Here is a 26054-nt window from a genome sequence, read left to right on the forward strand (position 1 = left end):
GACGACGGCGACGCGATTGGCATTCGGGTAGCGTTGGATATGCGCCAATCGGGTCAATACGACAGCATGAACTACGAGCAGGTGTTGGCCCCTCTGAAACGGCATCGGGCTGAGGCTGACGCAGCCGACTAAGCCACATGGCCGATCGCAGGGGGTAGAGTGCGATTGCACCCTACCATTAGGGGCACCATAGGCCCAACAGCGGGCGCGATGCCATGTCTAGATGCAATAAACCCCCACAGACACCGCTGGTCTGTGGGGGTTTTGTTTTGGCGCGATTAGCTATTTAGCCCGCTCAAGTCGTAGGCCTGAATCAACTTGGAGCCATGGGCAGCGATCTACCTCTCTATTTCTCCTCCAAGCATCTCGGCTTTTTCTTCGTCTGTGGCTTGGAGTACCAGTGCCTCTAGTTTTTCCAGTTCACTGCAATCGCCCGTGCTGGTCTTGGAAACATCAACAGCCTGCTGGTGCAGCGGCCCTAGATATTTGCGTGGATCGTCAGGTTGTGTGGACCCTTTAGTAATCATGGTGATGATTTGTGACGGTACCACTTGCCCATTATTGCGAAGCTCGGGTTTGGACACCATAGGCTAACAACGAGCAGGATTCCTGAATCGTAGATGCACCCTAAAAACTAACCCCCATAGGTACCGCTAGCCCGTGGGGGTTTTGTTTGGGTACCTGTGACGCCATCCCTGTTAGGGTTAAATGCTCTCAAATTCAGCGGCTTTAAGCAAGTTAAGGGCAGGGTGGATTGAGTAGTTGTCTGCGCGCAATTAGCCGGTCTGACCTACCCCATATCTGTACCCAAATGTCTTGGACATAGCTGAGTTGGAATTGTCCAGCGCTGCGCTAGACAAACTTTGGTACGTTTCACGAAAGAGCCGCTGAGAGAGATTGTGATGCGGCTTTAAAGCGTGGGCCAATTCGCCGGTGCTTAATTTAACAGGTTTATAGCTCTTCTGGGTTAATTTTCAGCACGCCAGTCTCACCCCTTACGCGGGTCGAGGCAAGCTTAGTTCAGTGACGTAATAGCTCCCAAAATGCCTGAAGGCCATGACACAACACGATCCCTTTGCTCCCCCGGGCTGGTTCGGTAGACAAGCGATGTCGCGGTGGAGTGAATGGGTGCCGGGGCTGGCGGCGAGCCTGAGCGTGGGGCTGGGGCTGCTGGTACTGAGCGCTTGGCATACTCACACTACAGCGATTATTCAGTGGCCAGCGGGGTCACCGCCCACTCGCTACAATGCGGCGATTTTGATGGTCTTGCTAGGACTGGCGCTGCTGAGCTGGATACGGCGGTGGCGCAGCTGGGCGCTGGGCCTAAGTGGGGCGGTGGTGGTCCTTAGCGGGCTGACCCTGGTGCAGTACCTGGCGGGGATCAACCTGGGTATTGACCAACTGCTGATGCACGACTACATCACCACCGAACTTTACGCCCCCAGCCAGATCGATCCTCGGGCCATTCAGACACCCATCCATCAGCTGTTTATTCAAGTCGAGCAGCCCTTGCCAGGGCGCCCGTCCCCCAACGCGACTTTGAGCTTCTTATGCTTGGGTCTGGCGGTACTGGGGTTGGCGATTGCCGATCACAAGCCATCATCCCAATTTCCCCCGGCCCGTCTACCTTGGATTCCCGCCGTGGCTGCCACCCTGGCCACTGGGGTGGTTGGCTCCAACCTGATCGTGCTGCTGGGCTACCTGACCCAGCTGGGCACCGCCTACACCTGGCGCTTTTTGACCGGCGTGGCGCTTCCCACTGCCGTGGTGCTGCTAGGGCTGGGGCTAGGCATCGTGGTTGCAGTGCTGCACCGTCAGCCCCACCCCGGCCAGCCGCGCTGGCTGGCCGGGAGCGTAGGGTTTGGGGTGGCCACCGCTAGTCTGCTACTGTGGGAGGCACTGATCAGCTGGAGCTCCACTCTGCGAAGTGAGCTCTCAGCGCAATTGGCCCAGCAGGTGACTAACCTGCTGCTGCCAGCAGCCAATATCGTGCTGACGGCAGGTCTGATATCGGCGCTGCTGGTAGCAGGAGTACTCCATTTGTACCGACGCTCCCAGGCTCAGGCTCAGAAGCTCCACCGGCTGAACGATGCCTTGACCCAGACTCGATCGCTGCTCGACACCATCCTTGAATCTACCGGCGACGGCATTTTAGTCCTTGATGCCGACTGGCATATCCGCTACTTCAACAGCCGCTTTCTGCGGCAGTGGGCGATTCCTCTCGCTTTGGCGGATGAGGTCGTCCGCAGCGGTGCCACCACCAACTTCTATCCCTTTATTCTCAGCCAAACCAAAGACCCCCAAGCGTTTGATGCTGCCTTCCAACGCATGATGGCGGATTTGAACCAGAAGACCTTTGACCGGGTCGAGCTAATCGATGGCCGCGTTCTGGAGCGTCACGGACGCCCCCATCGAGTGGGCGATCGTACCGTGGGCAAAGTCCTCACCTACCACGACGTCACCGAGCGCCACCGGGCCGAAATGGCCCTGCGCGACAGCGAAGACCGCTATCGGTCGGTCGTAACCGCCCTGGCGGAGGGGGTAGTACTTCAAGATGCTAACGGGGTTATTCAGACCTGCAACAGCCGCGCCGAAGAAATTTTGGGCCTGACGCTGGATCAGATGCAAGGTCGCACCTCCATCGACCCGCGCTGGCGCAGCATCTATGAAGACGGTCGTCCCTTCCCCAACGACAAACACCCCGCCATGGTCACCCTGCGCACCGGGCAGCCCAACCGCAACGTCATCATAGGTATCCACAAGCCCAACGGTACCCTTACCTGGATCTCCGTTAATGCCGAGCCCATGGTGCGCTCCGGTGAAACCCAGCCCTATGCCGTAGTTTGCTCCTTTGCCGATATCACTCAACGGCGGCAGATGGAAGAGGCCCTGTTTCACGAAAAAGAGCTGGCTCAGGTCACTCTCCACTCTATTGGCGACGCCGTGATCACCACTGACGTGGCCGGTCGCGTCGAATACTGCAACCCCGTCGCCCAATCCCTCACTGGTTGGAGCCAGGCGGAGGCCCAAGGGCGCCCCCTGGACACTGTATTCACCATCATTCACGAAGAGACCCGCGAGCCTGCCCCCAACCCAGTGGAAATAGCCCTGCGGGAGAACCGCGTGGTCGCGCTGGCAAAAGATACCGTGCTGCTGTCCCGCGATGGACGCGAAATTGGTGTAGACGATTCTGCCGCCCCCATCTGCGATCGCCAGGGCCAAACCGTGGGTGCCGTAATGGTGTTCCACGATGTCACTCAGTCCCGGCAGCTTACCCGGCAGGTTACCTGGCAAGCTATCCATGACCCTCTAACTGGGCTGGTCAACCGTCGCGAGTTTGAACGCCGCCTGCACCAGGCGATCGCCCGAGCCCAGGCCCATGAGGGCAGCTATGTGTTGTGCTACCTCGATCTCGACCAGTTCAAAATTGTCAACGATACCTGTGGCCACAACGCTGGCGACGAACTGCTGCGCCAGATCACTAACCTGTTGCAGAGCCACATTCGCAAAACCGACACACTAGCCCGCCTAGGGGGTGACGAGTTTGGCGTGTTGCTGTATCAGTGCGCTCTTGAGCAGGCTCTGCGGGTGGCTCATAGCCTAAAAGATGCGGTACAAGATTTCCGTTTTGCTTGGGCAGGCAACACCTTCGCTATCGGCGTCAGCATTGGTGTGGTGCCTATCAACCACCACAGCGACACGTTGGAGAACGTGCTAATAGCCGCCGACACCGCCTGCTATACCGCCAAAAATAACGGACGTAACCGCGTCCATACTGTACACCTCGATGATCAGGCTCTGCTTCAACAGCAGGAAGAATTTCGCTGGGTGGCCCGCCTTACCCAAGCCTTAACCGACCATCGGTTTTGCCTCTTTGCCCAGCTCATCGTGCCGACTGCGCCGGGGCCAGCAAAAGAATATCACTACGAGGTGCTGCTACGCCTACGGGACGACACCAGGCAAATGATCCCGCCCCTGGCCTTTTTGCCAGCAGCGGAGCGCTACGGCCTGATGGCCAAGATCGATCGCTGGGTGGTCAGCACCCTGTTTCAGCACTGGCCCACCCTGCATAACCAGTTAGACTCAGACCCAACAGTGCCCACGGTCTATGCGATCAATCTTTCTGGAGCCAGCCTCAATGACGACGCCATGGTGGATTTTCTGCGCCAGCAGTTTGCCCTATACCCCGTGCCGCCCCAGCAAGTGTGCTTTGAAATTACCGAAACGGTGGCGATTGCTAACCTCTCCAAAGCCAGCGACTTTGTCCGCCAGTTAAGGGCGTTGGGTTGTCGCTTCGCCCTGGACGACTTTGGCAGCGGCGTGTCGTCCTTTGCCTACCTTAAAACCCTGCCTGTGGATTACCTCAAAATCGACGGTGGCTTCGTCAAAAACATTCTCGATGACCGTGTTGACTACGCTATGGTCGATGCTATTAGTACCATTGGCCGCGTTATGGGCCTCAAAACCATTGCCGAATACGTTGAAAACAGCGCCATTCTGGATTGCATCACAGCTATCGGCGTAGACTTTGCCCAGGGCTATGGCATTGGCCACCCCCAACCGCTGGTCTGCACCTACGACCTAGAGTGAAGCCTAATCTTCCACTCCCTAAAAAACTAGGGTTACCGCAACTGCAAGAAACTTAGCGTTGATCCGGAGCTGGGCATAGACTTTTGGTTGCTTTGAACAGTTGCCTGCGCGCGCAACTGGCGAATCTGGCTTCGCCGATGCAGCTGGAGGATAATTGTCCAGCACAGTGTTGGACAAATTTCGAAACGTTTGACGAAAGAGTTGTTGAAAAAGATTGTGATGTTGCTTTGAGGCGCGGGGCAGCTAAACCATGACTCAGATTTATTTCACTAGGCGTCTCCCTTTGCAACCGACTCATAGTTCTGCCACAGGCGTTTCACTGAACGTAGGACTGCTTCGTCCGGTAAGAATAATGTTTCAGCAAAATCGCATCGCGCACCCAGTCAAGAAGCGCCTTGGTGGAGTTGAACCATGCATAAATAACTCCGTACTAGCCATAAGGAAATCTTAAGTTGTATGTCTCCCATTCATCAAGAATTTATACTGAATCTGTCCATCTAAGATTCTATATTCGGCATTTAGTCTGAAGTTATTCCACTCAAGCTCCCCGTGGGGGTGTTTATGCAGACAGATTTCCATTTAAGATTCCGCATGGAGGTATTATGCAAAAATTTCCCCTCTAATTATGAGTTATCCCTTGTTTATTTTGATAAGCTATTTGACTACTAAAACTGCAGACAAATGTTTTGAGCTGTTTGGGGGGAACGTTCAACCTAAGAATTTGAATGGCAAAAAGCTGATCTTGATCCATGCAATACTTCAATTGTAATTATTTAGGCGTTATCAAAAAAACATGATCCAGCCTGACCAATCTATCTTGAATGCTCGGAATCGATTAATCGCTATGTTTCTAGTGCTTTGTATTTTGGATACTACCTTGGTAATCATTGCGCGGGATAAATGGGCTATTGGCCGCATCTTACTCACAATTGTAGTAATGTATTTTGTTCTACAAGGGCGACAATGGGCAAAATGGCTCCTGATATGTATCTGTAGTTTTTTGGTGATCATTTTGATGGCAATGGTTCTTTTACTGAGTTCAAAACTCTCTGTCATTCTCATAGTAGGAAGTTTGATGATGGCAATTCTCAGTTCCATTATTCCTATTTATATGATCGGTAGCAGGGATTTAGCTCATTACTTCTCCTGGAAAAGGCAAAATTATTCTCAATAACTTCATGTATAAATTTTATCTAACCAAAATCACTGCCTAACAACACCCATGCACACCGACCGCCGAGAGATTATTGGTTGAAGTTCAAGGTATCTACGGCAGGTGATGAGCATCGTTAGACCGCATACATTCAGCTAATTTCATGAAATATCGACTTTGAATGGGCAGAGTGACACTATGGGGAGGTCGCTGAAGTAATTAATAAGAAAACTGAGTGCTCAATGGTCTTAACTTGCTGAAAGCTTGTGGGTTGAGTAGTTGCCTGCGCACCCAATTGGCCAATCTGGCTTAACCCCGTACCTGTACCCAAATGCTTTGGGCATAGCTGAGTGGGAATTGTTTGGTACAGTGTTAGACAAATTTTGGAACGTTTCACGAAAGAGCTGCCAAAAGAGATTGTAATGCTGCTCTGGGGCGCGGGATAACTAGCCTGGGCTACTAATCAGCCTAATCAGGAGCTACTTCCATGTGCCAGAGCTTCAGCCTTCCCTGGAGAATGAACATTCCACCGTGCTCTTGAGATTCGCATCAGCCGAGCCCCTCGGAATATTGCAGGCCCTAGATTTCAACCAGCCCTCGACCGACTGCCCTTTACCCCGCTAGAACTGTTCCCAGAGGCAGCCCCAGCGCATGCCCTAGTAGAAACGGCTGGCTTACTTATCGGCACCGGCTGGCTGCTTTCTATAGAAGGCAGCCGCGATGAACCAGAGGATCGATACTGCTGCGAGTAATTAGGAGATGAGCAGCCACGCGTTGCTGACGTCGCTGCAGCGGTATTTGGAGGTGAGGCCAGAGCAAGTGTCGGAGACGATCGCCACATTAAACTACTAAACCTTATAGAAAGACGGTCACAACCTGTTGAAAGAGGTCAATTTATACCTCACAGCAAAGCCTCTATCCGTACTAAGAATACGATGTGTGTATTTTCTGATACATTTGAGCATAAGCTAGGCACCCTGTGATCCGGACGACGCTACGAGATGGTTGATTTACCAGAACGTTAACGGGGAGCAAGGATGCCAAATATCCAGGGTGATTATGAAGCGGCTCGATTAGCTGCGTTAGCTCGATATGAGCTCTTGGATACGGCCCCAGAAGCGGCTTTTGATGATTTAGTTCAACTTGCCACCCAGATCGGCCAAACCCCGATTGCTTTAATGAGTCTGATTGATGACCACCGCCAGTGGTTTAAGGCAAAGGTTGGCCTAACGGCAACGGAAACTCCCCGCCAGTGGGCCTTTTGCGCCCATGCGATTCTACAATCACAGCCTCTCATCATCGAAAATGCTCTGCTCGACGAGCGCTTCGCGCAGAATCCGCTCGTTGTCGGGGAACCCCACATTCGTTTCTACGCCGGCTTCCCCCTCATTACTGCCCAGGGTTATCGGCTAGGGACGCTGTGCGTCATTGACCAACAACCGCGGCAACTAGATTCAGCGCAACTTGAAGCGTTGGGCATCCTGAGCCGTCAGGTCGTGGCACAACTGGAACTAAGATACGGGCACCGGGTGCTGAAGCAAACCCTAAAAGACCGTACAGACATTGAGTTTACGTTGGATCAGTCGTCCATTGTGGCGATCGCAGATGCCCAAGGGTTGATTACTTACGCCAATGATAAGTTCTGCGAAATCTCTCATTATTCAGCGGTAGAACTGATTGGCAACAAGCATCGTTTGCTGGAGGAAGGCGACCATTCTCCGACTGATTTAGAAGCCATCTGGCAAATCCTCAATCGTGGGCAGGTATGGCGAGGAGAAATCCAAAAACGCGCTCAAGACGGTAGCTTGTATTGGGCTAATACGACTGTTGTCCCTTTTCTAGACGGTGATAACAGGCCCTATCAGTACGTCGCCATCTGTCACGATATTACGGCGCAAAAGCGGCTAGAGGCAAAACTGCGGCGACAATCCGCTCAGGAATGCCTAGTTAGGCAAATGGCTGAGCGCATTCATGTTCAAGGTTCGCTCGATCTGACCGCGATTTTGCAGACCACCGTCGCTGAGGTGCATCATCTATTGGCATCTGACCGAGTCCTGATTTACCAACTTAACACTGACCATAGTGGCTATGTCGTAGTGGAATCGACAGATGCTCAGTGGCGCAAAATTACAGGCACTCAGATTTACGACGCCCAGTTTGCTCGACATTACTTACAGCTCTATGCACAGGGGCGGGTGCAGGCGATCTCAGATATTGAGACCGCCGATTTGACCCCCTGCCATCGTGACTTACTAGCCGATTTTCAGGTACGGGCCAATCTAATCGTGCCCATTGTCGATGCAGGTAAGCTCTGGGGCTTGCTGGTGGTGCAACAATGTTCTGGCGCGAGGGTATGGCAAACGGATGAGATTGATTTGCTTAAGCAACTCACCACCCAAACGGCGATCGCGATTCATCAGTCAGAGCTGTATCAGCAGTCTCAAGCCGAACTGAAGCAACGCCAACAGGCTGAGAATTTGTTGCGGCAGCAATTTGAGCGAGAGCGTTTAATTACAGCAGTAGCGCACCGCATTCGGGAGTCGTTAGACCTCAGTCAGATTTTGAACACGACGGTGGCTGAGGTCAGGCAATTGTTGCAGGCTGATCGGGTACTGACCTATCGCATCAATCCTGACGGTACGGGTTGGGTGACGAATGAGGCTGTTGCTTCAGGATGTTTTTCGCTAATAGGTCAACCGCTATTAGAGGAGGTTTTTCCGGTTGAAAGTTATTGCTTTTACCAACAGGGCCGGGTCCGCGCCATTACTGATATTGAGCAAGACGGTCTCTCAGCCTGTTTAGTCGAAACCCTCCATCAACTGGGCGTGAAGTCCAAGCTAGTGGTCCCAATTCTCCACAATCAAGAGCTTTGGGGGCTGTTAATTGCTCACCAGTGCCATCGCTATCGTGAATGGCAAGCTTGGGAACTGGATTTTCTTAAAGAACTTTCGACCCATGTCGGCATTGCAATCGCTCAAGCAACCCTGTTAAAACAAGCGTCTCAGCAAGCCCAGGCGGAAGCCACCATCAATCGCCTCACCCGCCTGTTGCATACGCCTAGAGATGCCATCCGGGTGATGCAGCAAGTCATTGATGCTACCGTTACCACCTTTGGTTGTATTGGTGGACAGCTTTATATCTCCGCCGATACCGAAGAGCAGAGTGATCAGCTTTACCGTTCAGGCGTGCAACCAGCTTTAACCCTGGAGGGTGAAAGCTATCTTTGGCGTCATTTGGCCCAGAGCGCGAATGGTGGAAGGCATCGGACAAAGAGTAGTGGAGAAGCGCCAACTTACCATCTCTATACCCTGCAAGATTTTGGGCAAGATCCACACCTGCGGACGTTAGGAGCGGCCTTCGAAGCGGTCACCATTGATTCCGTACTGATTGTGCCCCTGCAATATCAGCAACAAGCCATTGGGTGGTTCAGCCTGTTTCGTCGCGAACTGGGTGCGAGTCTGTTGGCGACCGGTGGATTTTCAAACCCCCAACAGACTACTGCCGACACGAATCCATCCTCTCAAGACTTAGCGGATATGCCATTTGCTTCAGGTTGGAACGCAGAAGACATCAAACTGTCGCAAACCCTGGCCACCCATTTATACATCACCGTGATGCAGCGGCGGATTGAGGCAACGATTCGCCATCAAGCTTGTCATGACCGGCTCACTGGATTACCCAACCGGCTGCTGTTTGAAGAAGAACTGGTCAGGGCTTTAGAACAACTCAAACCCGCCAACAACAGACTAAATAGTAGGATGCTCGCGGTCTGCTTTGTGGATCTCGACCATTTCAAGGCGATTAATGACACCCTGGGCCATGCCATAGGGGATCAGCTCCTGCAGCAAGTGGCACAGCGAATTTCAGGCTGTTTAAAGAAGGGCGATATTGTGGCGCGTTGGGGTGGGGATGAATTTACCCTGATGCTTCAAAATATTCAGTCCACCAAAGATGTTACGAAAGTGGCTCAACGGGTTCTTCATAACCTGCGTGAGCCATTTGTGTTCAATCGCCAGACCTTTCGAGTGACGACGAGCATTGGTATTGCTCTTGCCCCCAGCCATGGTCAAGATGTTGAGACCCTGCTGAAAAATGCGGATGCCGCCATGTATGATGCCAAGCATCAAGGACGCAATAACTACAAACTCCACTCGTCTATCACGATAGGGAGATCCCTGGATCAACTGATTTTGACCCATGATCTGCATAGGGCTGTGGAGCAAACTGAGTTTGTGCTGCACTATCAGCCCCAGTTAGACTTGCAAACAGGCCAGGTGACTGCCGCTGAGGCCTTAATTCGTTGGCAGCATCCTCAAAAAGGGTTGCTGATGCCGGGAGAGTTTATAGTAACAGCCGAAGTGATGGGGCAAATTAGCGCAATCGATGAGTGGGTTATTCGTGCCGCCTGTGCTCAGATTCGCTCATGGCAAACCCTCGGAAACCCACCACTGCGTATTGCTGTTAATCTCTCTGCTCAAACGATTCAGCAAAAAAACTTGCCCAAAAAGATTGCTCAAATCTTGCTAGATCATCGACTTGAGCCCAGCCAGATAGAGGTCGAAATTACCGAAAGAGTAGTGATGCAGGATATTCCTGCTGCGATCTCTACCTTGCAAGAACTGAAAGATATGGGGATCTACATCTCAATGGATGACTTTGGCACAGGGCACTCGTCCCTAGCTGCTTTGAAACAATTTCCGCTCCATTCCCTCAAAATTGCCCGCGAGTTTATTCAAGATCTGTCTTTTGAATCGAGGGAAATTGCTGTAGTGCAGGCAGTGATCGCTCTGGGCCACGGCCTAAGCCTGGAAACGGTTGCTGAAGGGGTCGAAAAAGTAGAACAGTTGCAGATATTGCGAGCTCTAGGCTGCAGTAGTGTTCAAGGTTACTTATTGAGTAAACCGCTGGCGACCGAACAATTTCAGCAATTTATTCAGACTCACAATACCGAGAGGAGTGGTGTAAGGCGGTTACAGAATTTTAGTGAGCCACCGCAATCGTTAGAGAGCCGGTCAGTCATACCCAGAGAAACCTAAAGGCACGGCGTCAATTGGCAGAAAGGGACTGAAACCCTTGATACACCGTTCTATTTTTCTGTACCAATTAGGGCACTGTTCAACTGGTACAAGAGCGTCTGCCAAAGAACGTAAAAAACACGATTTGAAAAGCTCTTCCCGCAAGACTTTCAGCCTTAACGTAGGTTTCTGTTCCATTACTACTCAAACCCCGTAATGGTCTCTGCGCTTACTGACGGTCGCCTTCAACCGGGTGCGTCGCGGCAGGCGAACGGTGAACGTCGTGCCTGCCTGCGCCGTCGAGGCGACCTCTCCCGTTCCCCCGTGGGCGACGACGATCTCGCACACGATATACAGCCCCAGATCAATGCTGCCTTGCCTCGGCTAGCTGAATCGCGGTCGTGCAGGCGATCGAGGGTTTGCCAACGCCCTCTTTGCCAGAAAGGTGCAAGATTCCGTGCTAGAGCGAGAGCACAGTCAGCCACGGCAAGCCTTACGTTAAAGGCCTTTACACCTTTTGGTGGATGAGAATCGTCACATCACATAGCACGTTCGGGTAGAATGCTTGCCTAGGCGTCGGGTTCGCCTTCATGTTCGCAACTAGCGCTACACGCAGCTCTGAAAAAGTTGAACACTCCCAGTTATCAGATTCTGTGCAAAAAGTGCGACAGTGTTTTAATCTTTCACAGGCGAAGTTGGCAGCAAAAATAAGGGTGTCATTGCCAAGCATCAACCGATGGGAGCATGGGCGAGCAACGCTTCTACCCATGGCGGTCATGCCATTTGAGCACTTGCTTCATTCGACGGGCGAGGCCGATAAGAAGTTGCTCGTCAGATACTTTTTGGAGTGAAACGAAGATTTTATGGTCAAGCCTCTCCATCACTCTACGTCGCCAAGCCATTCTTTCTCTCAGAATTGTACTCAGGTAAGCAGCAGCGTCAATGGTCAGGTTGCAGCAGACGGAGCTGGCTCAGCCCAGCCGTCTAATTTGATATTGGATATCCAGACCCTGCAAATCTTAGATAGTAGCGATGACTGCATCCAACTCTTGGATTTAGGCGGGCGCATTCTGTTCGTAAATCGGGGAGGGCAGGCGCTACTGGGCATTGACGATGTCACGCCCTTTCTCAATACATACTGGGCTGAGCTGTGGCAGGAAGCCGAGCAGCAGGCCGCCAGCGATGCGATCGCCCGTGCAGCGGCAGGCGAGGTATGTTCCATGGAAGGCCACCGTCCAACGCTTCAGGGTGAACCCCAGTGGTGGGCCAATAAAATTAGCCCTATTCGAAGCGCAGATGGAAACGTTGAACAGCTTGTGTGCGTCTCGCGGGACATTACCGCACACAAGCAGATTCAAGACACCGGTAAACAAACCGAGGAAAGATTACGGGAGTCAGAAGGTCGGTATCAAGCCATTGTTAACCAAGCCGTAACCGGCGTCGCCTGTGTGGATTTGGAGGGCAGGCTGACGCTGGTTAATCAGAAGTATTGCGACATCACTGGCTACTCAGCCGATGAACTTTACCAGCGGCGCATGCAGGACATCACCCATCCTGAAGACCTGCCCCGCAATGTCGAACTGTTTAAGCGAATGCTGATCGAGGGCACGCCGTTTGAGATTGAGAAACGCTATATCCGCAAGGATGGCTCGATCGTCTGGGTCAACAACAGTGTGTATGCGGTCTGCGATCGCGGAGGGCAACCGCAATCGGTAGTCGCGATCGCCCTAGACATCACCGAGCGCAAACGCCGGGAAGCCCATGGGGTATTCCTTGCAGAAATTGGTGAAGCCTTCTCGCGGTTTTCGACGGCCGACGAAATTATGCAAGCGGTTGGGGCGAAGATGGGGGCCTATTTGCAGATTACGACCTGCGCTTTCGCCGATGTCGATGAAGCCCACGATCGAGTGACCGCCCATCACGGCTGGAGCAGTCCAGAGGTGCCCAGTATAGTGGGCACGTTTTGCATCTCTCAATACTTAAGCAACGAATTTGTGCGGGCCAGCCGAGCTGGAGAAACCGTTGTAGTCTGCAATACCCAAACAGACCCGCGCACCGATGCCGCTGGCTATGCGGCACTCGATATGTATTCCTTTGTCACCGTTCCATTTCATCGCCAGGGCCAATGGACCCATTACATTGCCATCTGTCACTCGCAACCCCGGCAGTGGCGTGAAGACGAGATTCAACTGATTGAAGAAATCTCAAACCGCATCTTCCCGCGTCTGGAACGAGCCCGTGCCGAGGCAGCTCTGCGCCAAAGCGAGGAGCGGTTTCGCACCGTCACCGCTACCGTTCCCCAACTGATTTGGACGGCAATGCCTGACGGTCGGGTGGACTACATGAGTGACCAATGGGCAGACTACGTAGGACTTACGCCACAGCAACTGCATGGTTGGAACTGGCAACAAGTTACGCACCCGGAGGATCTGCCCAATACTGAACGAGACTGGCAGCACTGTCTTCAATCGGGCGAGCCGCTCGAAATTCAGCATCGCTTTCGCCATCACACCGGGGAATGGCGCTGGCAGTTGGTACGGGGTGTGCCGATTAAAGATGCAGATGGAATCATTAGGCAATGGGTTGGCACCTGCACCGACATTCAGGGTGAGGTCGATATTAAAGAAGCATTGCGCGAGTCAGAAGCAAAATATCGATCGCTGTTTGATTCTATCGATGAAGGCTTTTGCATTATCGAAGTTTTGTTTGATGCCACCGGCAATGCCTTTGACTACCGCTTCTTAGAAGCTAACGCCGCCTTTGAAAAACAGACCGGACTGGTGGACGTGATTGGCAAAACCGTGCGAGAATTTGCCCCAAAAATGGAGTCGCACTGGTTTGAGCTTTACGGCAGAATCGCGCTAACGGGAGTGCCAGAGCGGTTTGAAAACACGGCCCAGGAACTGGGGCGGTTTTACGATGTTTACGCCTTTCGCATGGGCGAGCCCGAGGAGCGCAAGGTAGCCGTTCTCTTCAACGACATCAGCGATCGCAAGCGCATCGAAGACGAACGCAAACGGGCAGAACAGGACCTGAGGGAAAGCGAGGAGTGGGCACGCCTAGCCATCCAGGTGGCTAAACTGGGCGGTTGGCGGCTGCATCTAGACACCAACCTCGTGGAGATGGACGAGCGGATGCGGGAAATTTGGGGAGAGTCAGAGGATACGGTGATGGTGCCTCTCCCGCAGGTCTTGGAGCGGATGCACCCGGACGATCGCGAACGAGTGTCTACGGCGGTGAATGGGGCGCTCGAGCCTCAATCGGCTGGAACTTACGAAATTGAATATCGAATTGTGTGGAATGACGGCACCGAACGGTGGGTATTAGCCAAAGGGCAAGCCCAATTTGAAGGGGCAGGGGAGTTCCGCCGAACGGTTGATTTCTTTGGCATATTGCTGGATATTACCGATCGCAAACAGGCAGACGTCGAGCGAGAACTGCTGCTGCAACGGGAGCAATCGGCACGGGAAGAAGCCGAGCAGGCAAATCGTATTAAAGACGAGTTTTTGGCCGTGCTATCCCATGAACTCAGGTCGCCCCTCAACCCCATTCTCGGTTGGTCTACACTTTTGCTGAGCGGTAAGCTAGATACCGCTAAAACAACCCATGCGCTAACGACTATTCAACGCAACGCCAAGCTGCAATCAGAACTCATTGAAGATTTGCTCGATGTATCGCGAATTTTGCGCGGCAAGCTAAACCTCAACGTGGCTCCTGTCAATCTTGCCAACAAAATTCGAGGCGCAATGGAAACGGTGCGATTGGCCGCCGAAGCCAAGTCCATCGATTTACGATTTACGGTTTTAGATTTTCAATTAAAAAACGAGGACGAGCTAAAATCTTCCAGCGCAGCGGCGCAAAGCGCTATCCAAAATCCAAAATGTATGGTTTGGGGTGACTCCACGCGACTACAGCAAGTAGTCTGGAATCTGCTCTCCAATGCGGTGAAGTTTACTCCGGCTGGTGGGCGGGTTGACATTAGTTTGTCATCGCTCACGGGGAATTCGTCATGGGCTATGGGTGAGGCATCGCTAGTCGGTACCGATCAGCAAATAATTAATAACAGCGAAAAAACAACTGATTATGCTCAAATCACCGTCAGCGATACGGGGAAAGGCATTTCGCCTGAGTTTTTACCCTATGTGTTTGACTACTTCCGCCAAGCGGATGGTACAACTACCCGACAGTTTGGTGGCCTGGGATTAGGCCTGGCGATCGTGCGTCACTTGGTTGAACTGCATGGAGGAACTGTTAGAGCCGACAGCTTAGGGGAGGGCCAAGGCTCAACCTTCACCATTCGGCTCCCCCTCTTGCAGACTCCATTACAGGTGAACCGAAACGAGCGATCGCCCCAGCAGTCCCATGATTTGAACGGCATCAAAATCGTGGTGGTGGACGATGAACCCGACACCCGAGAATTGGTGGTGTTTGTATTAGAACAGCAGGGAGCACAGGTGATAACCGCTACTTCTGCCCACGAGGCATTGCTTGTTTTGCCTCAAGCCAAGCCAGATGTTCTGTTGAGTGATATTGGCATGCCAGAGATGGATGGCTATATGCTGATCCAGCAGGTGAGGGCCTTAGCTCCTGAACAAGGGGGGCAAGTTCCGGCGATCGCCCTCACGGCCTATGCAGGAGATACCAATCAACAACAGGTGATTGCCGCAGGTTTCCAAAGGCACATTTCGAAGCCCATTGATCCCCAAGCGTTAGTGCAGGCGATCGCTCAGTTAATTCATTCCCATTAATTTTCACCAGCTCTGGATCGAGGGAAGGCCGCGAAGCCACCTAAAATTAGGGTTCTCTATGGTGCTCAAGGTATTCAAACCCTGTTCGATCGAGAAACCTAAGTGCAGGTGCATCTATATCCTCAGCTATCCACCGCCGGCTTTCGCCAGGCCTGTTTAGACAGCTGGAAGGCTCAAGAACCCTTGGCTCTGAGCGCTCGGCTCGACCCTGGGCTAAACGGGCCTGTGGTGCGACAGCCGCGCCGCCGTGCTGTTGATGGCCCTGGTGGAGAGCAGTCCCTGCTCGCTAGTGGACTTGGTACGGCGATCGCTGAAGCTGTTCCCCCGCGACCCGGGGTTGAGTGAGTTTGATTAGTTGCCTGCTCGCACAGAGCCTATTGAGCTTACTCCGTGATTGTCCAGCGTTGCGCTAGACAAATTTTGGAACGTTTCATGAAAGAGCAGTTAAGAGAGATTGTGATGCTGCGCTGAGGCGGGGGCTTCAACAGGCTCAGGTTCTCCTTAGTTAACTCACCAACGCGACCTTAACGGAGAGCCGGGTCTCCCTAGCCCTGCGGCCAGCGATCGCGCCAGAGTTAGTGCAGGGAATCAGGCGCTCCAGGTTTAGGTCGTTCCGAGGCCCGCTAGGTCGCTCTCCGCTATTGGGAGCGCTGTCCCGGCAAACCCCAACGGCATAAAGCCCTGCCCAACGGTAGGCCACATAAGTGACATGTGTTATACACAGATATCAAGGTAAATGTTTTTAGGGAACAAATAAGGGTCCCTGCCCCTATTACCACCCCCTTATGGCTCTTCTTCAAGACAACGCTAGAGCAGCTCCATTGTCCTGTGCGCTTGAAACCGAAAGCACATCCACAGTTTTGCAATACATTCAGTCAATGGAACGATTGCTGATTGTGGTTCAGGAGCTGTCGTTGGCGAAAACTCTGGAGCGGATCATGGAAATTGTGCGCGTGGCAGCGCGCGAGCTGACCCGCTCCGACGGAGCTTGTTTTATCTTGAAAGAGGGCGACTGCTGCTACTACGCCGATGAAGACGCGATCGCTCCCCTCTGGAAAGGCAAGCGATTTCCCATGGATGTTTGTATTGGCGGTTGGACAATGCGCCATCGAGTTCCGGCGGTGATCGCTAGCGTCTCTCAAGATCAGCGCATTCCCTGGTTGGCCTACGAACCTACGTTTGTCCAAAGTCTAGTCATGGTGCCGATTCGCACCCTAAATCCAATTGGTGCCATTGGTACTTACTGGGCCGCTCAACAAGAACCCGCACCCCAAGACGTTAAAGTGCTGCAAGCCTTGGCTGATACCACTGCGGTGGCGATCGAAAAGGTTCAGGTTTACTCAGAGTTGGAGCATAGGGTTGAACAACGAACGATTCAGCTCCAGATAACCAATCAAAAGCTAGCGTCAGAGGTTCAGGAACGGCGATCGGCCGAGGAAGCCGTGCGTCTACTTTCCCTCACCGACGAATTGACCGGATTGCACAACCGTAGAGGCTTTTTTTTGCTAGCTGAACAGCAGCTAAAGCTGGCAACGAGACTCAAAACTGCCTTTAATGTGCTGTTTATTGACCTGGATGGACTCAAGCAGATCAACGATCTACAGGGACACGAAGCTGGCGATGTTGCCCTGTGGGCGGCAGCTAATGTGCTAAAACGCACGTTTCGAGAATCAGACCTGGTCGCTCGATTGGGGGGCGATGAGTTTGTGGTTTTAGCACCCGGCAACCCCGAGGAGTGGGACCAGCTACAGCATCGGCTGCAGGATGGCATTGACCAGTTCAATCAGCAGCGAGAGGCTCCTTTCCAGTTATCCATGAGTGTCGGGTCCTATACCTACGAGACAGGCGAGACCCGATCCTTAGAAGATATTTTGGCTCTGGCCGATCAACAAATGTACGAGCAAAAGCGCTTGAAGCGGCAGTCAACGGGTTGACCCTGGGTACTCAACTCACGATGTCGCTAACAGTGGCCTAGCTTAAGGTAATTGCCATTTAATCGAGTGCTCGTATTGATGGGCTCAGGGGTAAAACCAGCGGGTTACAGCGGGTCGACTCAAGCCTAGGGCTGAGCGAGAGTCTGAGGGATTGATGCAACAGCGAGAGCAGGATACCCCTGCTGCGTATTAGTTGCCTCACGACGCAAACCACCTAGCCCTCTGTTGGCTCAAATCTCAGTCTTGGCCATGAGATTGAGCAACCTCTTACAGAGCACATTGCTCATAATTCATCTGGGCCATCTTGAAAATGAACGAACCTAGCAGCCCCTCGTGCAAATAGGCGTCTTCTTTGTTCAGTTGTCCTGTGCGCTGGTTGATACCATACTCAGCCCAAGGCTCGCCACTGGCATCGAAATAGAAAATTCCTTGCCAATCATGATGAGGCTTTGCCATTATCCTTACTCGCATGTTTGGGAAGTCTAGGTCTACTTCGCAGAACGTATTACCTTCTAGGTCAAACGCAGAAAACGAAACCCGGTCAAGCTGTAAACCTTGCAGTTGGTTTGTTAGTTGCCCCTGACCCTGCGCCACCGTCTGAGGGGTAGACGGTTGAGGAGCAGAATTAGGACTATCGTTAACCTGTACTGCCTGGGCAAGCGGCGCTACCGTAGCTGCCTGGTCATTTAGTGAGCAAGCGCTTAACGGAAGTATGGCTACTCCAAGAGCTGAAATTAAAATCAGAGGGCGATAAATCATAAAGCCTGTAGCCCATTTATTAATTTATCGTGCCCGTCCTCTTGAGAGACTAACTGCCTCGCGCTCCAACCCCTGCCAGCGTTTCTGAGGCTCTGGTAAGGGTTTGTTGTATCTGCCCTCCCTTATCGCCGTGGGCTGGCGACGAGATTGTAGCCCTGCTCAAGCCAAGCCGAGCCTAGAAATTGCGCCTTCACAGGCAATACCACTGCTTTGCGGCAAGGAGTTAATCAAGTTGTGAAGGCGGCAATCACTGCTGGCCCCGACGGACATAAATCAGCGCCTTCTCGGGGCACCCGCCGTGATTGGCCATTAACTACTTGAGCTGGAGAGTAGCGCTGCTGCCCACACCCCCTTTCAAGCCTCGATTCAGCCCCGCAAGCGCTACACAACTTCACACTGCTCAACCTATTATCCTGTGGGAACTCTGAGGTGTACAGTATGCAGTAGGTCGCAATGGCGGACCAAATTAAGCCCACAACAAAGCGGGTGATGAAAAGTAGCTATTTGAAAGAGGGCCTATTGCTTGCGGTGGCCCGCAAGCAAGGCGTCTCGACCCGTAGAGCCCATTTGTGGAGCGCCGCTGGGAGTTGGGCAGCAGCGCAGGAAGACCGCACCAGCGGCGGTGGCCCGCCTATTGAGCTGATGAGCTTCACCGCAGAGCCTGGCGACCCTCAAGCCACTCAGCAGCCTGAGGTTTTGCAATCGACACCCCAGACGCTGGCCGATCTGATTCAAATTTTGGACGAGGCGATCGCACGGGTATCGGCGGCAATTCGCTCACCCCACGATGGGCGCAACCGGGCGAATTGCGCCGGCACTCTAGCGAAACTGACTGACCAGAGGGCTAAGCTTTCCAGCACCAACTGGCTGGTCAGTCAGCCGCTCGATCGCTACCCCAACTCTAAGACCTTGCTTCAAGCGCTGAAAGACGCTAGGTCCCTGGGCGCTGCCAAAAAGGAGCACCGTTAGATCATGGAAACCCACATCAAAAACGCAATCAGAACCCGGTACTGGGATGGTGAGTCGCTGATGGCGCTAGCCGATGAGCACCATCTAGCGCTGAAGTCTGTTGAGCAGATGGCAGCGATAGAAGGATGGGGGATTGCGAGGGCTATGCTCGATGACTTGCGAGCGCAGATGGCAACCCCCATGCAGGGCTAGTCTCCGAGAACCTTTCGCCCGCATCCCTACATGAGGCTTACTTGAGCTGGAGGCGGCATCTAGCGTTCAGATGGTAGCAAGAGGACTCCACTCTGGCAGTAAATGGTGACCGATCCGAGGGGAAAATCCGTAAACGGCATCTTATATGTATTGGCCACATTGTCTAAATGGCGCCCACAGACCAGCACTGCCGATCTGTCGGGGTTCACTGTTAGCTTCCAGAACTGAATCCTTTGAAGCATTGGATTCAATTTGATTCGAGGGTCGAACTGCCAGGATGCGATCGCATCCTGCAACAAGGCACCTCTTCTCTATCTAGGTAAAACACTCCATCCGTATACAGAAGCCCAGTGGATCGGGGTACCACTGAGATGTTCTAGTGAACTAGTAGAGATCGCTCTCAGTCGGTCGATACCCACTTTCACCTGAGGTTATAGGAAAACTTCCTCCGTAGATAACAACGTTCATAGAGGGCATGGAGAACCTTTGGTTAGAACCGTTGGCACTTTGCCCTGCATGGTTTCTGCCCTACACACAAGCACCGTCTACCCACGACTATTTGTTTCGAGGAAAAGCATACGAACCCACAAGAACCAGGCTCAAGAGGTTTTTTGTTGACGGCGCACTTAGTTGATCTACCCTTGAGGCCCCGAACGCTCCATGACCAGGACGAGCGCTATGAGCAGCAGTATCGAACCAGGAGTCTTTGCTGACCTGCTAATGGTCGCGATCACGTTTATCGCCACAGTCGCCAATATTTTGCTGTGGTTTACAACTCGGACCACTCTGAAAGTTTTGGTTGAGCAAGTACGACACCAGTTTCAAAATAGCTACAGCGTTGCCCAAGGAGACGTCATCAGTGCCCATCGGGAGCTTTTCTTCGGCATCCTTAACAACGCATCACTTTTGGAGAGCTTCACAAAAGCGAACGGCCTCGATACGAAAGTATGGGAAATTGAAAAGATCTCAGAGTTCCTCATCAATCAGGTGCTTATCGGCTACGTCAATTTTAAGAACGCGATTATCAGCGAAATCTACTTTGAGGGATTTAAGCAGGACGCTCGCTCGCTCTTTCGCTACCAGACCGTGCGCCAGCACTGGGCACGGGTTCGTGACGTTCATTCAGACGATTTCCGCCATTTTGTAGAAGCAGAGTTACTTCCGCCTAAGAGCACAGCCCAAGAAAAAGTGGCTCCTCCGTACTCGGGAGAGCCACTCAACAAGCAAGGGGTTTCAATCGTTAGCCACGAATAAACGCGATGAGCTCTGGAGTGAGTTCAACCACATCCTCATGGTCAGCGAGAGCAAGGCCGCCTCGGGCAGCACCACTTAGGCGATTCCCTTGAACGAACATCCGGCCATGCTCGTCGCTGTAGAGTGTTGGGCACATGCCACTGTTGCACGGAGTAAAAAGCGTTGAGAGTTGCTGAGAACTAGACATAGGAATTCCTCCTGGGGAAACGTGTGAATGACAAACGAACACAGGATCTAGAACTGGCCTATTTCTCCTCACCCAAGGGCCAGAGGTTAAGGCATCTCGCCTTGTGGGTCATAATAGCATAATGGCTTCTAATGGATGCCAAATGAATCTACAAGCATCAACTGCTTTCCTATCGTAGCCCAGGGATACCATAGGGTGTGAGCAGTACTATGGTTGATGTTTTGTGAGTCAGCGCGATCGCATCTCTGTTGATGTCAGCGATATTCGAGAACGAGTCGAGGCTTGCCGCGATGACGTGGCTTGGACAGAACTTCCCCTTGCAGCAAAACTTCGCGTTCTCATTCGAGAACGGCTAGAACAGCTTGAGTCCGGGAAGGATCCAGGCAATCAATGACCTGGATAATGAAGACATCGACGCAGTGTTACAGGCTGAGAGTATTCTGTTGCAAATTGTAAAGGCTAGCTTTGACTATCAATCCTTTTGGTTAGTGCTCAAAATAATTGCTGCTTTAGGGTTTCAGCGACTCTGCCCAGTCACTTCACACAGTAGGGTTGACCAAAATAGGGCAAACAATAAAAACAGGAGTTCCCAAAGCATAACTGTGAGGCGATATTGTTCAAAATTAGGCCGTAGGCTATTTCCCGCACTGAATAACCAAGGTTTTTCCGCTATCAAAACTAAGCTTCCATTAGTGCATGGGAACTAAATGGATTCAAATCGCAGCTTCGCTCCTTTAGGGCCTACTTGGTCGTTGGTTATGGCAAGGGTTCCCAAGCCCCCGCATACAGCACCTAGTCGAGGTACCCCGGGTTTTCCAGGACCCAATTAAGTGCCTCCTTCTTAAGCACATGGTCTTCCGAGGCTAGGTAACTCCTCATACGTTCGATCACCGCTTGCCTGGCCTTCTTCTGCTTGGCCTTTTGTCGATTGGATTGTTTCTCAGCCAAACGCTTTCGACGCTCTTCTTGGTCTGAAGCGAGTTGAAAGAGCGACAGTTGGGCAGCATGCGCGCCGCTGTTACACACCGAAGAGTGAGTTTGCTCTTGATTTAAGGAGTTCAAAGTCTTGTCAGGCAAAGTGTTACGCCCTTTTTGTTCCAATAAGTTTGGGCGACTTTCGGGCTCGTGCGCCTCAAAGCGCTCGGGCTCCGAGGGAGCCTCTTTTACGTTCGGGGGGTCTGGGGGGATTTCCACAGGTGCCCTGTCACGAAGGTGCTCGGGGTGCCAAAGGTCTTTGTTTTTGTAAAGGGTTGGGCCTCCAACGGAAAATTTTGTTGTAAGGACGTTGAACCGCTCTCGAACGGTGATGGGGAGCTGCCCCTCATTGAGAAGCGTTGCAATGGCTAGTCGTATTCTCTCTCTCGCTTCCTGTGCTTTGATTTCGTTGTGTGAGGGCGTATCTTCATCGTTGGCTGCTGTCCTTCGAGCTTTGTCTACTCCGTAGTGGTAGTAGTGGCTTTGTTCGATTGCCCTCGCCCACGCAGTCGCTTTCTCGGTGAGTTCATGCACGTGGTTACTCCACTTGTGGAACTCGGGTAGCTCACGTGCAATCTTGATGATGTCTTCTACCAGTGCGTCTCCCTCCAATGGGGTTGGCGCGTACAGGACGTGGCCAAAGATGTAGCTTCGCATGGTGATTTTGCCGAGGATCCGATTTGTCATGCCTGGGCCAGTCCAGCCGGGCTCAATTTCGGCATTCAGGTCATTGATAAACTTCTCGGCTTTGGTGGTAACTCGGTATTCGCGTCGTCGTGCTTTCTTTAACGTCTGCTTCAGTAGCACTGCATCAATCGTGTTGTGGCTACTTGCGTGGTGCCACATTTCGGCGAATCGCTCACGCGAATTGGAGACAGGTTCAAGGTCACTGTTTTTTAGAATGTATGAGCCTGTCTGGAGCGGAAGGCGGTGGGCGCTGTAGAGCGGCATCTCGCTATTTTCCAGCGGAACGTAGGCTCTTGGGTTAGGAAATACTTCAAGCTGGCCAGGTGAGCACTTCATCCCTGCATTCTGGAGCACAGTTGTTACGCACAGAGCTATCTCCCAGCTTCTCTGCGCCTCCTCGAAGGGAAAGTAGATGTGGAGGCCACCACTGTAGCTTGACGTGATGGTGATGCATGAGGGAAGCCCCAGAGGTTCAAGCGCATCTTGTATGCGTCGTAGGGCCAGGGGATCAGATGCTGGGTGATACCGACTTCCTCTGTCAATGTCGAGAAGGATGTACTTGGTAGTTGCGTTAAAGCGCACGCCGTAGAGATACCCGCCTTGTAGGATAAGCCTGTCGCTTAGTGGGTGTCGCGATTCAGTTTGCCAGGAGGGCTTTTCGTTCGGCTCTGTGTGCTCGGCACAAATGTAGTCATATCGGTGGGGCCAGAGTTTTAGATACGGGTCTTCTGCCTCCTCTACCGAGAAGAACGACAGTGCCCGAGGTGCTTCTTGTTTCACTGGTATTTCGTCCCAAGTTGGTGTGCAGGGGACGAGGAGCAGCAGCAGCAGCAGGTGGTGGTGGTGGGTGGGTACTTCTTGAGCTTAAATCGGTCAATACACGCCCGTGCTCGTGCTCCTCGCCTGTTAAAGGGCACTTGGGATCACGAGCGTGTCAGGGCTAAAAACCTTTATGGATCCGCCGAAAAAGTGTGCAAATCGGGGATCCTGGGTTAATATGTAGACACAGTTACTCTGTGATGAGTTCACATTGCCGGCCAAAGCATCGGTGAACGCATCTGTTAATCCCAAGTTCGATTGGTTTATCTTTAAAGGCCTGGCTGTTAGCGCAGCTGGGTCTTTAGTTTTTTGAGTTTGGGCTGTTTGTCAGCTAGGGTTCTCCTTTCTTTCACGCGTTATACAGCAACTGCATCATCGTTTCGTTCGTCTACCTGCACAGAGAGCATCTGTGGAGTTATAGCGATAGGTATTAGTCCCCGGCCAATACGCTCAACGAACTCGCTTCGCGAAAGGTTAAATGTCCTTGCGAGAATATCGAGCCCGTCAATACTTACCTCAGTAAGAGACAAGTTCACCCGAGACTTTTTAGCCTCATAGCTGGGACGACGACCGTCTGGATTCCGTGGCACGCTATGGCTCATGGCAGTTGGGAACAAAACGTTCAGCAGTTGCAATCAATCATACACATCTATATTGAAAACGGATCAACTGCACTAATCCAAGTTGTCTACACCAACACTCCGGTCAGGTTTTGACAGCCAGTGGTGGAATGAGGGTTTCAAACCTTTTCCGGTAGCTTAGCCAACCAGAAACCAGGGTTTCAGCGCTTGCCTAGAAAAATGTCCGGGCTATTGCTACACACTGATAAATGGATAAATGTGTCCGGTAAAAGTTCACTTTTTGAGCGTTATCGTTTCTTCTAAGAGCGAGGCTTAGAGGTCTTGGGTGTAGTCTCATCATTTATCTCGATTCTCCTGTCTCAAGTTTTCAAGATGAGTCATGGCATCGAGGCCCTGGGTAACTCGGCGCGTCTGGTCTGCTGCAACATTTAGGTTAGGACTTCCTCCAATACCAATCTCTCTACGGCTTTCAGTGAGCGCTGCTGTACGGGCGTTTATGATCTCCTCTGGAGTTGGGTCAGGGCTTGGTAGGTATTTGAAAAGTCGGTTCGCTGCATCGGGGGACTGGTTTTTCAAATCAAGGGCCATTAGAAGTGCCGCATCGGAGAGTTCGTCGCCTAATACCTCCTTTGCCTTTGCCTGCATGTGCGGGGTTACTCCTTTGAGCTTGGCGAGCTCAGCGCTATCTGCGGCTTCAGGGCTCGGATAGCCGTTTGTTGAGCTAAAGAAACCGTGATTATGTCGGTTTGAGTCCCTGTGTCCCCCGTAAGCATTGGTCTTCTCACAATCCTTGGTTGCAGCACCCTCGATGTACCCGATGACACAAGTAATCATCCTGTCTTCAATCGAAGGGCGGCCAGCATAGTCGTGATACTCCGGCATCAGCGTAGGATTTAAGACGGCCTGGAGCATGCCGCGCTTGGGGTGGACCTTAGTGCCGTGCACCTGCTGCTGCCAGTGGAGATGGGCACTACCGATACCTGAATCACCGGTGTGAGCAAGGACCTCGCCTTTGGCTTTTGTACCGGGGTAACACTCAGCGAGGTGGAGCGCCTGGTAGAGTTCAGGCCCTATCCAGATGTCGGCAACTTGCCCTCCCCCACCGCCACTATCCCACCAGCACTGCACTTTTACCCCATCAATCGGGGCGTAGAGCGGAGTGTTCATTGATGCTGCAAGGTCAACTCCCTTGTGGTCTTTACTCGCCCCAGCAATACCGATGTCGCCCCTCCAGCCGTACCCAGATGAGACCTCAATAACGGTGCCATCTAAGAGGGTGAACGTTTCACCCTTCTTTACGGGGGCCTGATCCAAACCGGAATAGACATGGGACTTACCTCCGCGAGGGCCAATAAATTGGAAGAGTGTATAGCTTGGGATAATGTCGTGGCCGAGTACCCGAAGGCCTGGCGTTGAGAAGGAGAGCCCTTCCCGAGCGAGCTTATGGGCAAAGGCGTTTACACCTGAATGAAAGAGCACGATTGCTGGCGGTGCACAGAGAATTGCTGCAAGCGACCAGAGAAACAGTTCACTCGATGCGGTACTGAGCGTGTTGCTAAGAAGAGAGCCCACCTTCATTTACTCCCCTCACCTCCTTCTTCTCCTACAAAGGTGATCTGTAAAAAGCGGTTGCCATCGTGCACAAGAAAAAATCGATGCTCTCCTGGGTGGAGAAGTTCAAGCACAAGGGCAATCCAGAACGCTGCGACGATGAGTCCCCGAGCGGTGTGCATAGTGCTACTACCTCTCTACTCCCCATCAAGTTGGGTGATCGGGCGCTCTTTGCCGTCTTTACCAGTAAGCAATGTCGTTGCATCTTCGACGGTATTTCGGGTCGCGGTACCGACTGCTGCTCCGAAATCAGACGGGTCAAGGAGCGTGCTTAAGGATGGTGTAACTTCACCGCCTTCTGCAAATAATGCAGCTTTTGCGGCGATAAAAAGTGAACTCATAGCCACCAAGGATGCGAAAAATCCAAGCAGAAGTAAGAGTGATCGCTTTGGCCTCGATACAACTTCCCAGGGCCATAAAAAACCCATGCCGATAACCCCGGCAGACCAGCTCTTTGTAAGCTCAGCCTTTTTGCGTTTCATGTCGGCTGAATCAGCTGCTTTTTTCGCAGCGTCTTCATTTTTTTTGGTGTTATCAGAATCAGACATAGTGAGCACCTCGTCTTGTTGTTCTAGAAACG

General features: G+C 52.4%; 16 protein-coding genes. 8 read left to right on the top strand and 8 right to left on the bottom strand.

Going from position 1 to position 26054, the window contains the following annotated elements:
- Window positions 1-338: 338 nt before the first annotated feature.
- Window positions 339-587, bottom strand: a complete 249-nt coding sequence (locus tag H6F75_RS26800; RefSeq protein ID WP_190756311.1) for a hypothetical protein — start codon at window positions 585-587, stop codon at window positions 339-341.
- Window positions 588-1056: 469 nt separating this feature from the next.
- On the opposite strand from H6F75_RS26800, the gene H6F75_RS26805 reads away from it, so the two are divergent.
- Together H6F75_RS26805 and H6F75_RS26810 are read left to right on the top strand one after the other, a co-directional pair.
- On the top strand, window positions 1057-4590 hold the full coding sequence (locus H6F75_RS26805; protein WP_190756313.1) for a bifunctional diguanylate cyclase/phosphodiesterase: 3534 nt from the start codon (window positions 1057-1059) through the stop codon (window positions 4588-4590).
- Between the two features lie 2190 nt (window positions 4591-6780).
- A complete protein-coding gene (locus tag H6F75_RS26810; protein ID WP_190756315.1) occupies window positions 6781-10779 on the top strand; it encodes an EAL domain-containing protein in 3999 nt (1332 codons plus the stop codon).
- A 183-nt stretch (window positions 10780-10962) separates the two neighbouring features.
- On the opposite strand, the gene H6F75_RS29110 is transcribed toward H6F75_RS26810, so the two are convergent.
- The gene (locus tag H6F75_RS29110; RefSeq protein WP_347710717.1) at window positions 10963-11106 is read right to left on the bottom strand and encodes a hypothetical protein; all 144 of its coding nucleotides are present in this window, start codon (window positions 11104-11106) and stop codon (window positions 10963-10965) included.
- 647 nt (window positions 11107-11753) lie between these two features.
- Between H6F75_RS29110 and H6F75_RS26825 the strand changes: the two genes are divergently transcribed.
- From H6F75_RS26825 to H6F75_RS26835, 3 genes are all read left to right on the top strand, one after another.
- Window positions 11754-15506, top strand: a complete 3753-nt coding sequence (locus H6F75_RS26825; RefSeq protein ID WP_190756319.1) for a PAS domain S-box protein — start codon at window positions 11754-11756, stop codon at window positions 15504-15506.
- 102 nt (window positions 15507-15608) lie between these two features.
- Window positions 15609-15851: a hypothetical protein gene (locus H6F75_RS26830; RefSeq protein ID WP_190756321.1), complete on the top strand. Its 243-nt coding sequence runs from the start codon at window positions 15609-15611 to the stop codon at window positions 15849-15851.
- Between the two features lie 440 nt (window positions 15852-16291).
- Window positions 16292-17440 carry a sensor domain-containing diguanylate cyclase gene (locus H6F75_RS26835; RefSeq protein WP_190756324.1) on the top strand — a complete coding sequence of 383 codons (1149 nt, stop codon included), beginning with the start codon at window positions 16292-16294 and terminating at the stop codon, window positions 17438-17440.
- Window positions 17441-17707: 267 nt separating this feature from the next.
- Here the strand turns inward: H6F75_RS26835 and H6F75_RS26840 are convergent, their stop codons facing one another.
- The gene (locus tag H6F75_RS26840; RefSeq protein WP_190756326.1) at window positions 17708-18199 is read right to left on the bottom strand and encodes a hypothetical protein; all 492 of its coding nucleotides are present in this window, start codon (window positions 18197-18199) and stop codon (window positions 17708-17710) included.
- 453 nt (window positions 18200-18652) lie between these two features.
- Here H6F75_RS26840 and H6F75_RS26845 point away from each other — a divergent pair, with 453 nt between their 5' ends.
- The 3 genes from H6F75_RS26845 (at window position 18653) to H6F75_RS26860 (ending at window position 20614) form a co-directional block, all read left to right on the top strand.
- Window positions 18653-19168, top strand: a complete 516-nt coding sequence (locus H6F75_RS26845; RefSeq protein WP_190756328.1) for a hypothetical protein — start codon at window positions 18653-18655, stop codon at window positions 19166-19168.
- Between the two features lie 3 nt (window positions 19169-19171).
- On the top strand, window positions 19172-19360 hold the full coding sequence (locus tag H6F75_RS26850; protein WP_190756330.1) for a hypothetical protein: 189 nt from the start codon (window positions 19172-19174) through the stop codon (window positions 19358-19360).
- A 678-nt stretch (window positions 19361-20038) separates the two neighbouring features.
- Window positions 20039-20614 carry a hypothetical protein gene (locus H6F75_RS26860; protein WP_190756332.1) on the top strand — a complete coding sequence of 192 codons (576 nt, stop codon included), beginning with the start codon at window positions 20039-20041 and terminating at the stop codon, window positions 20612-20614.
- Here H6F75_RS26860 and H6F75_RS26865 read toward each other — a convergent pair.
- The 5 genes from H6F75_RS26865 to H6F75_RS26885 form a co-directional block, all read right to left on the bottom strand.
- Window positions 20601-20801: a hypothetical protein gene (locus H6F75_RS26865; protein ID WP_190756333.1), complete on the bottom strand. Its 201-nt coding sequence runs from the start codon at window positions 20799-20801 to the stop codon at window positions 20601-20603. The genes H6F75_RS26860 and H6F75_RS26865 overlap by 14 nt on opposite strands.
- Before the next feature lie 792 nt (window positions 20802-21593).
- On the bottom strand, window positions 21594-23243 hold the full coding sequence (locus tag H6F75_RS26870; protein WP_347710718.1) for a hypothetical protein: 1650 nt from the start codon (window positions 23241-23243) through the stop codon (window positions 21594-21596).
- Between the two features lie 956 nt (window positions 23244-24199).
- Window positions 24200-25441: a M23 family metallopeptidase gene (locus H6F75_RS26875; protein WP_190756335.1), complete on the bottom strand. Its 1242-nt coding sequence runs from the start codon at window positions 25439-25441 to the stop codon at window positions 24200-24202.
- Window positions 25438-25596: a hypothetical protein gene (locus H6F75_RS26880; RefSeq protein ID WP_190756340.1), complete on the bottom strand. Its 159-nt coding sequence runs from the start codon at window positions 25594-25596 to the stop codon at window positions 25438-25440. Before H6F75_RS26880 ends, H6F75_RS26875 begins: the two co-directional genes overlap by 4 nt.
- A gap of 15 nt (window positions 25597-25611) precedes the next feature.
- Window positions 25612-26022: a hypothetical protein gene (locus H6F75_RS26885; RefSeq protein ID WP_190756342.1), complete on the bottom strand. Its 411-nt coding sequence runs from the start codon at window positions 26020-26022 to the stop codon at window positions 25612-25614.
- Window positions 26023-26054 lie beyond the last annotated feature (32 nt).

Source organism: Nodosilinea sp. FACHB-131 (assembly GCF_014695395.1).
Taxonomy (GTDB): domain Bacteria; phylum Cyanobacteriota; class Cyanobacteriia; order Phormidesmidales; family Phormidesmidaceae; genus Nodosilinea.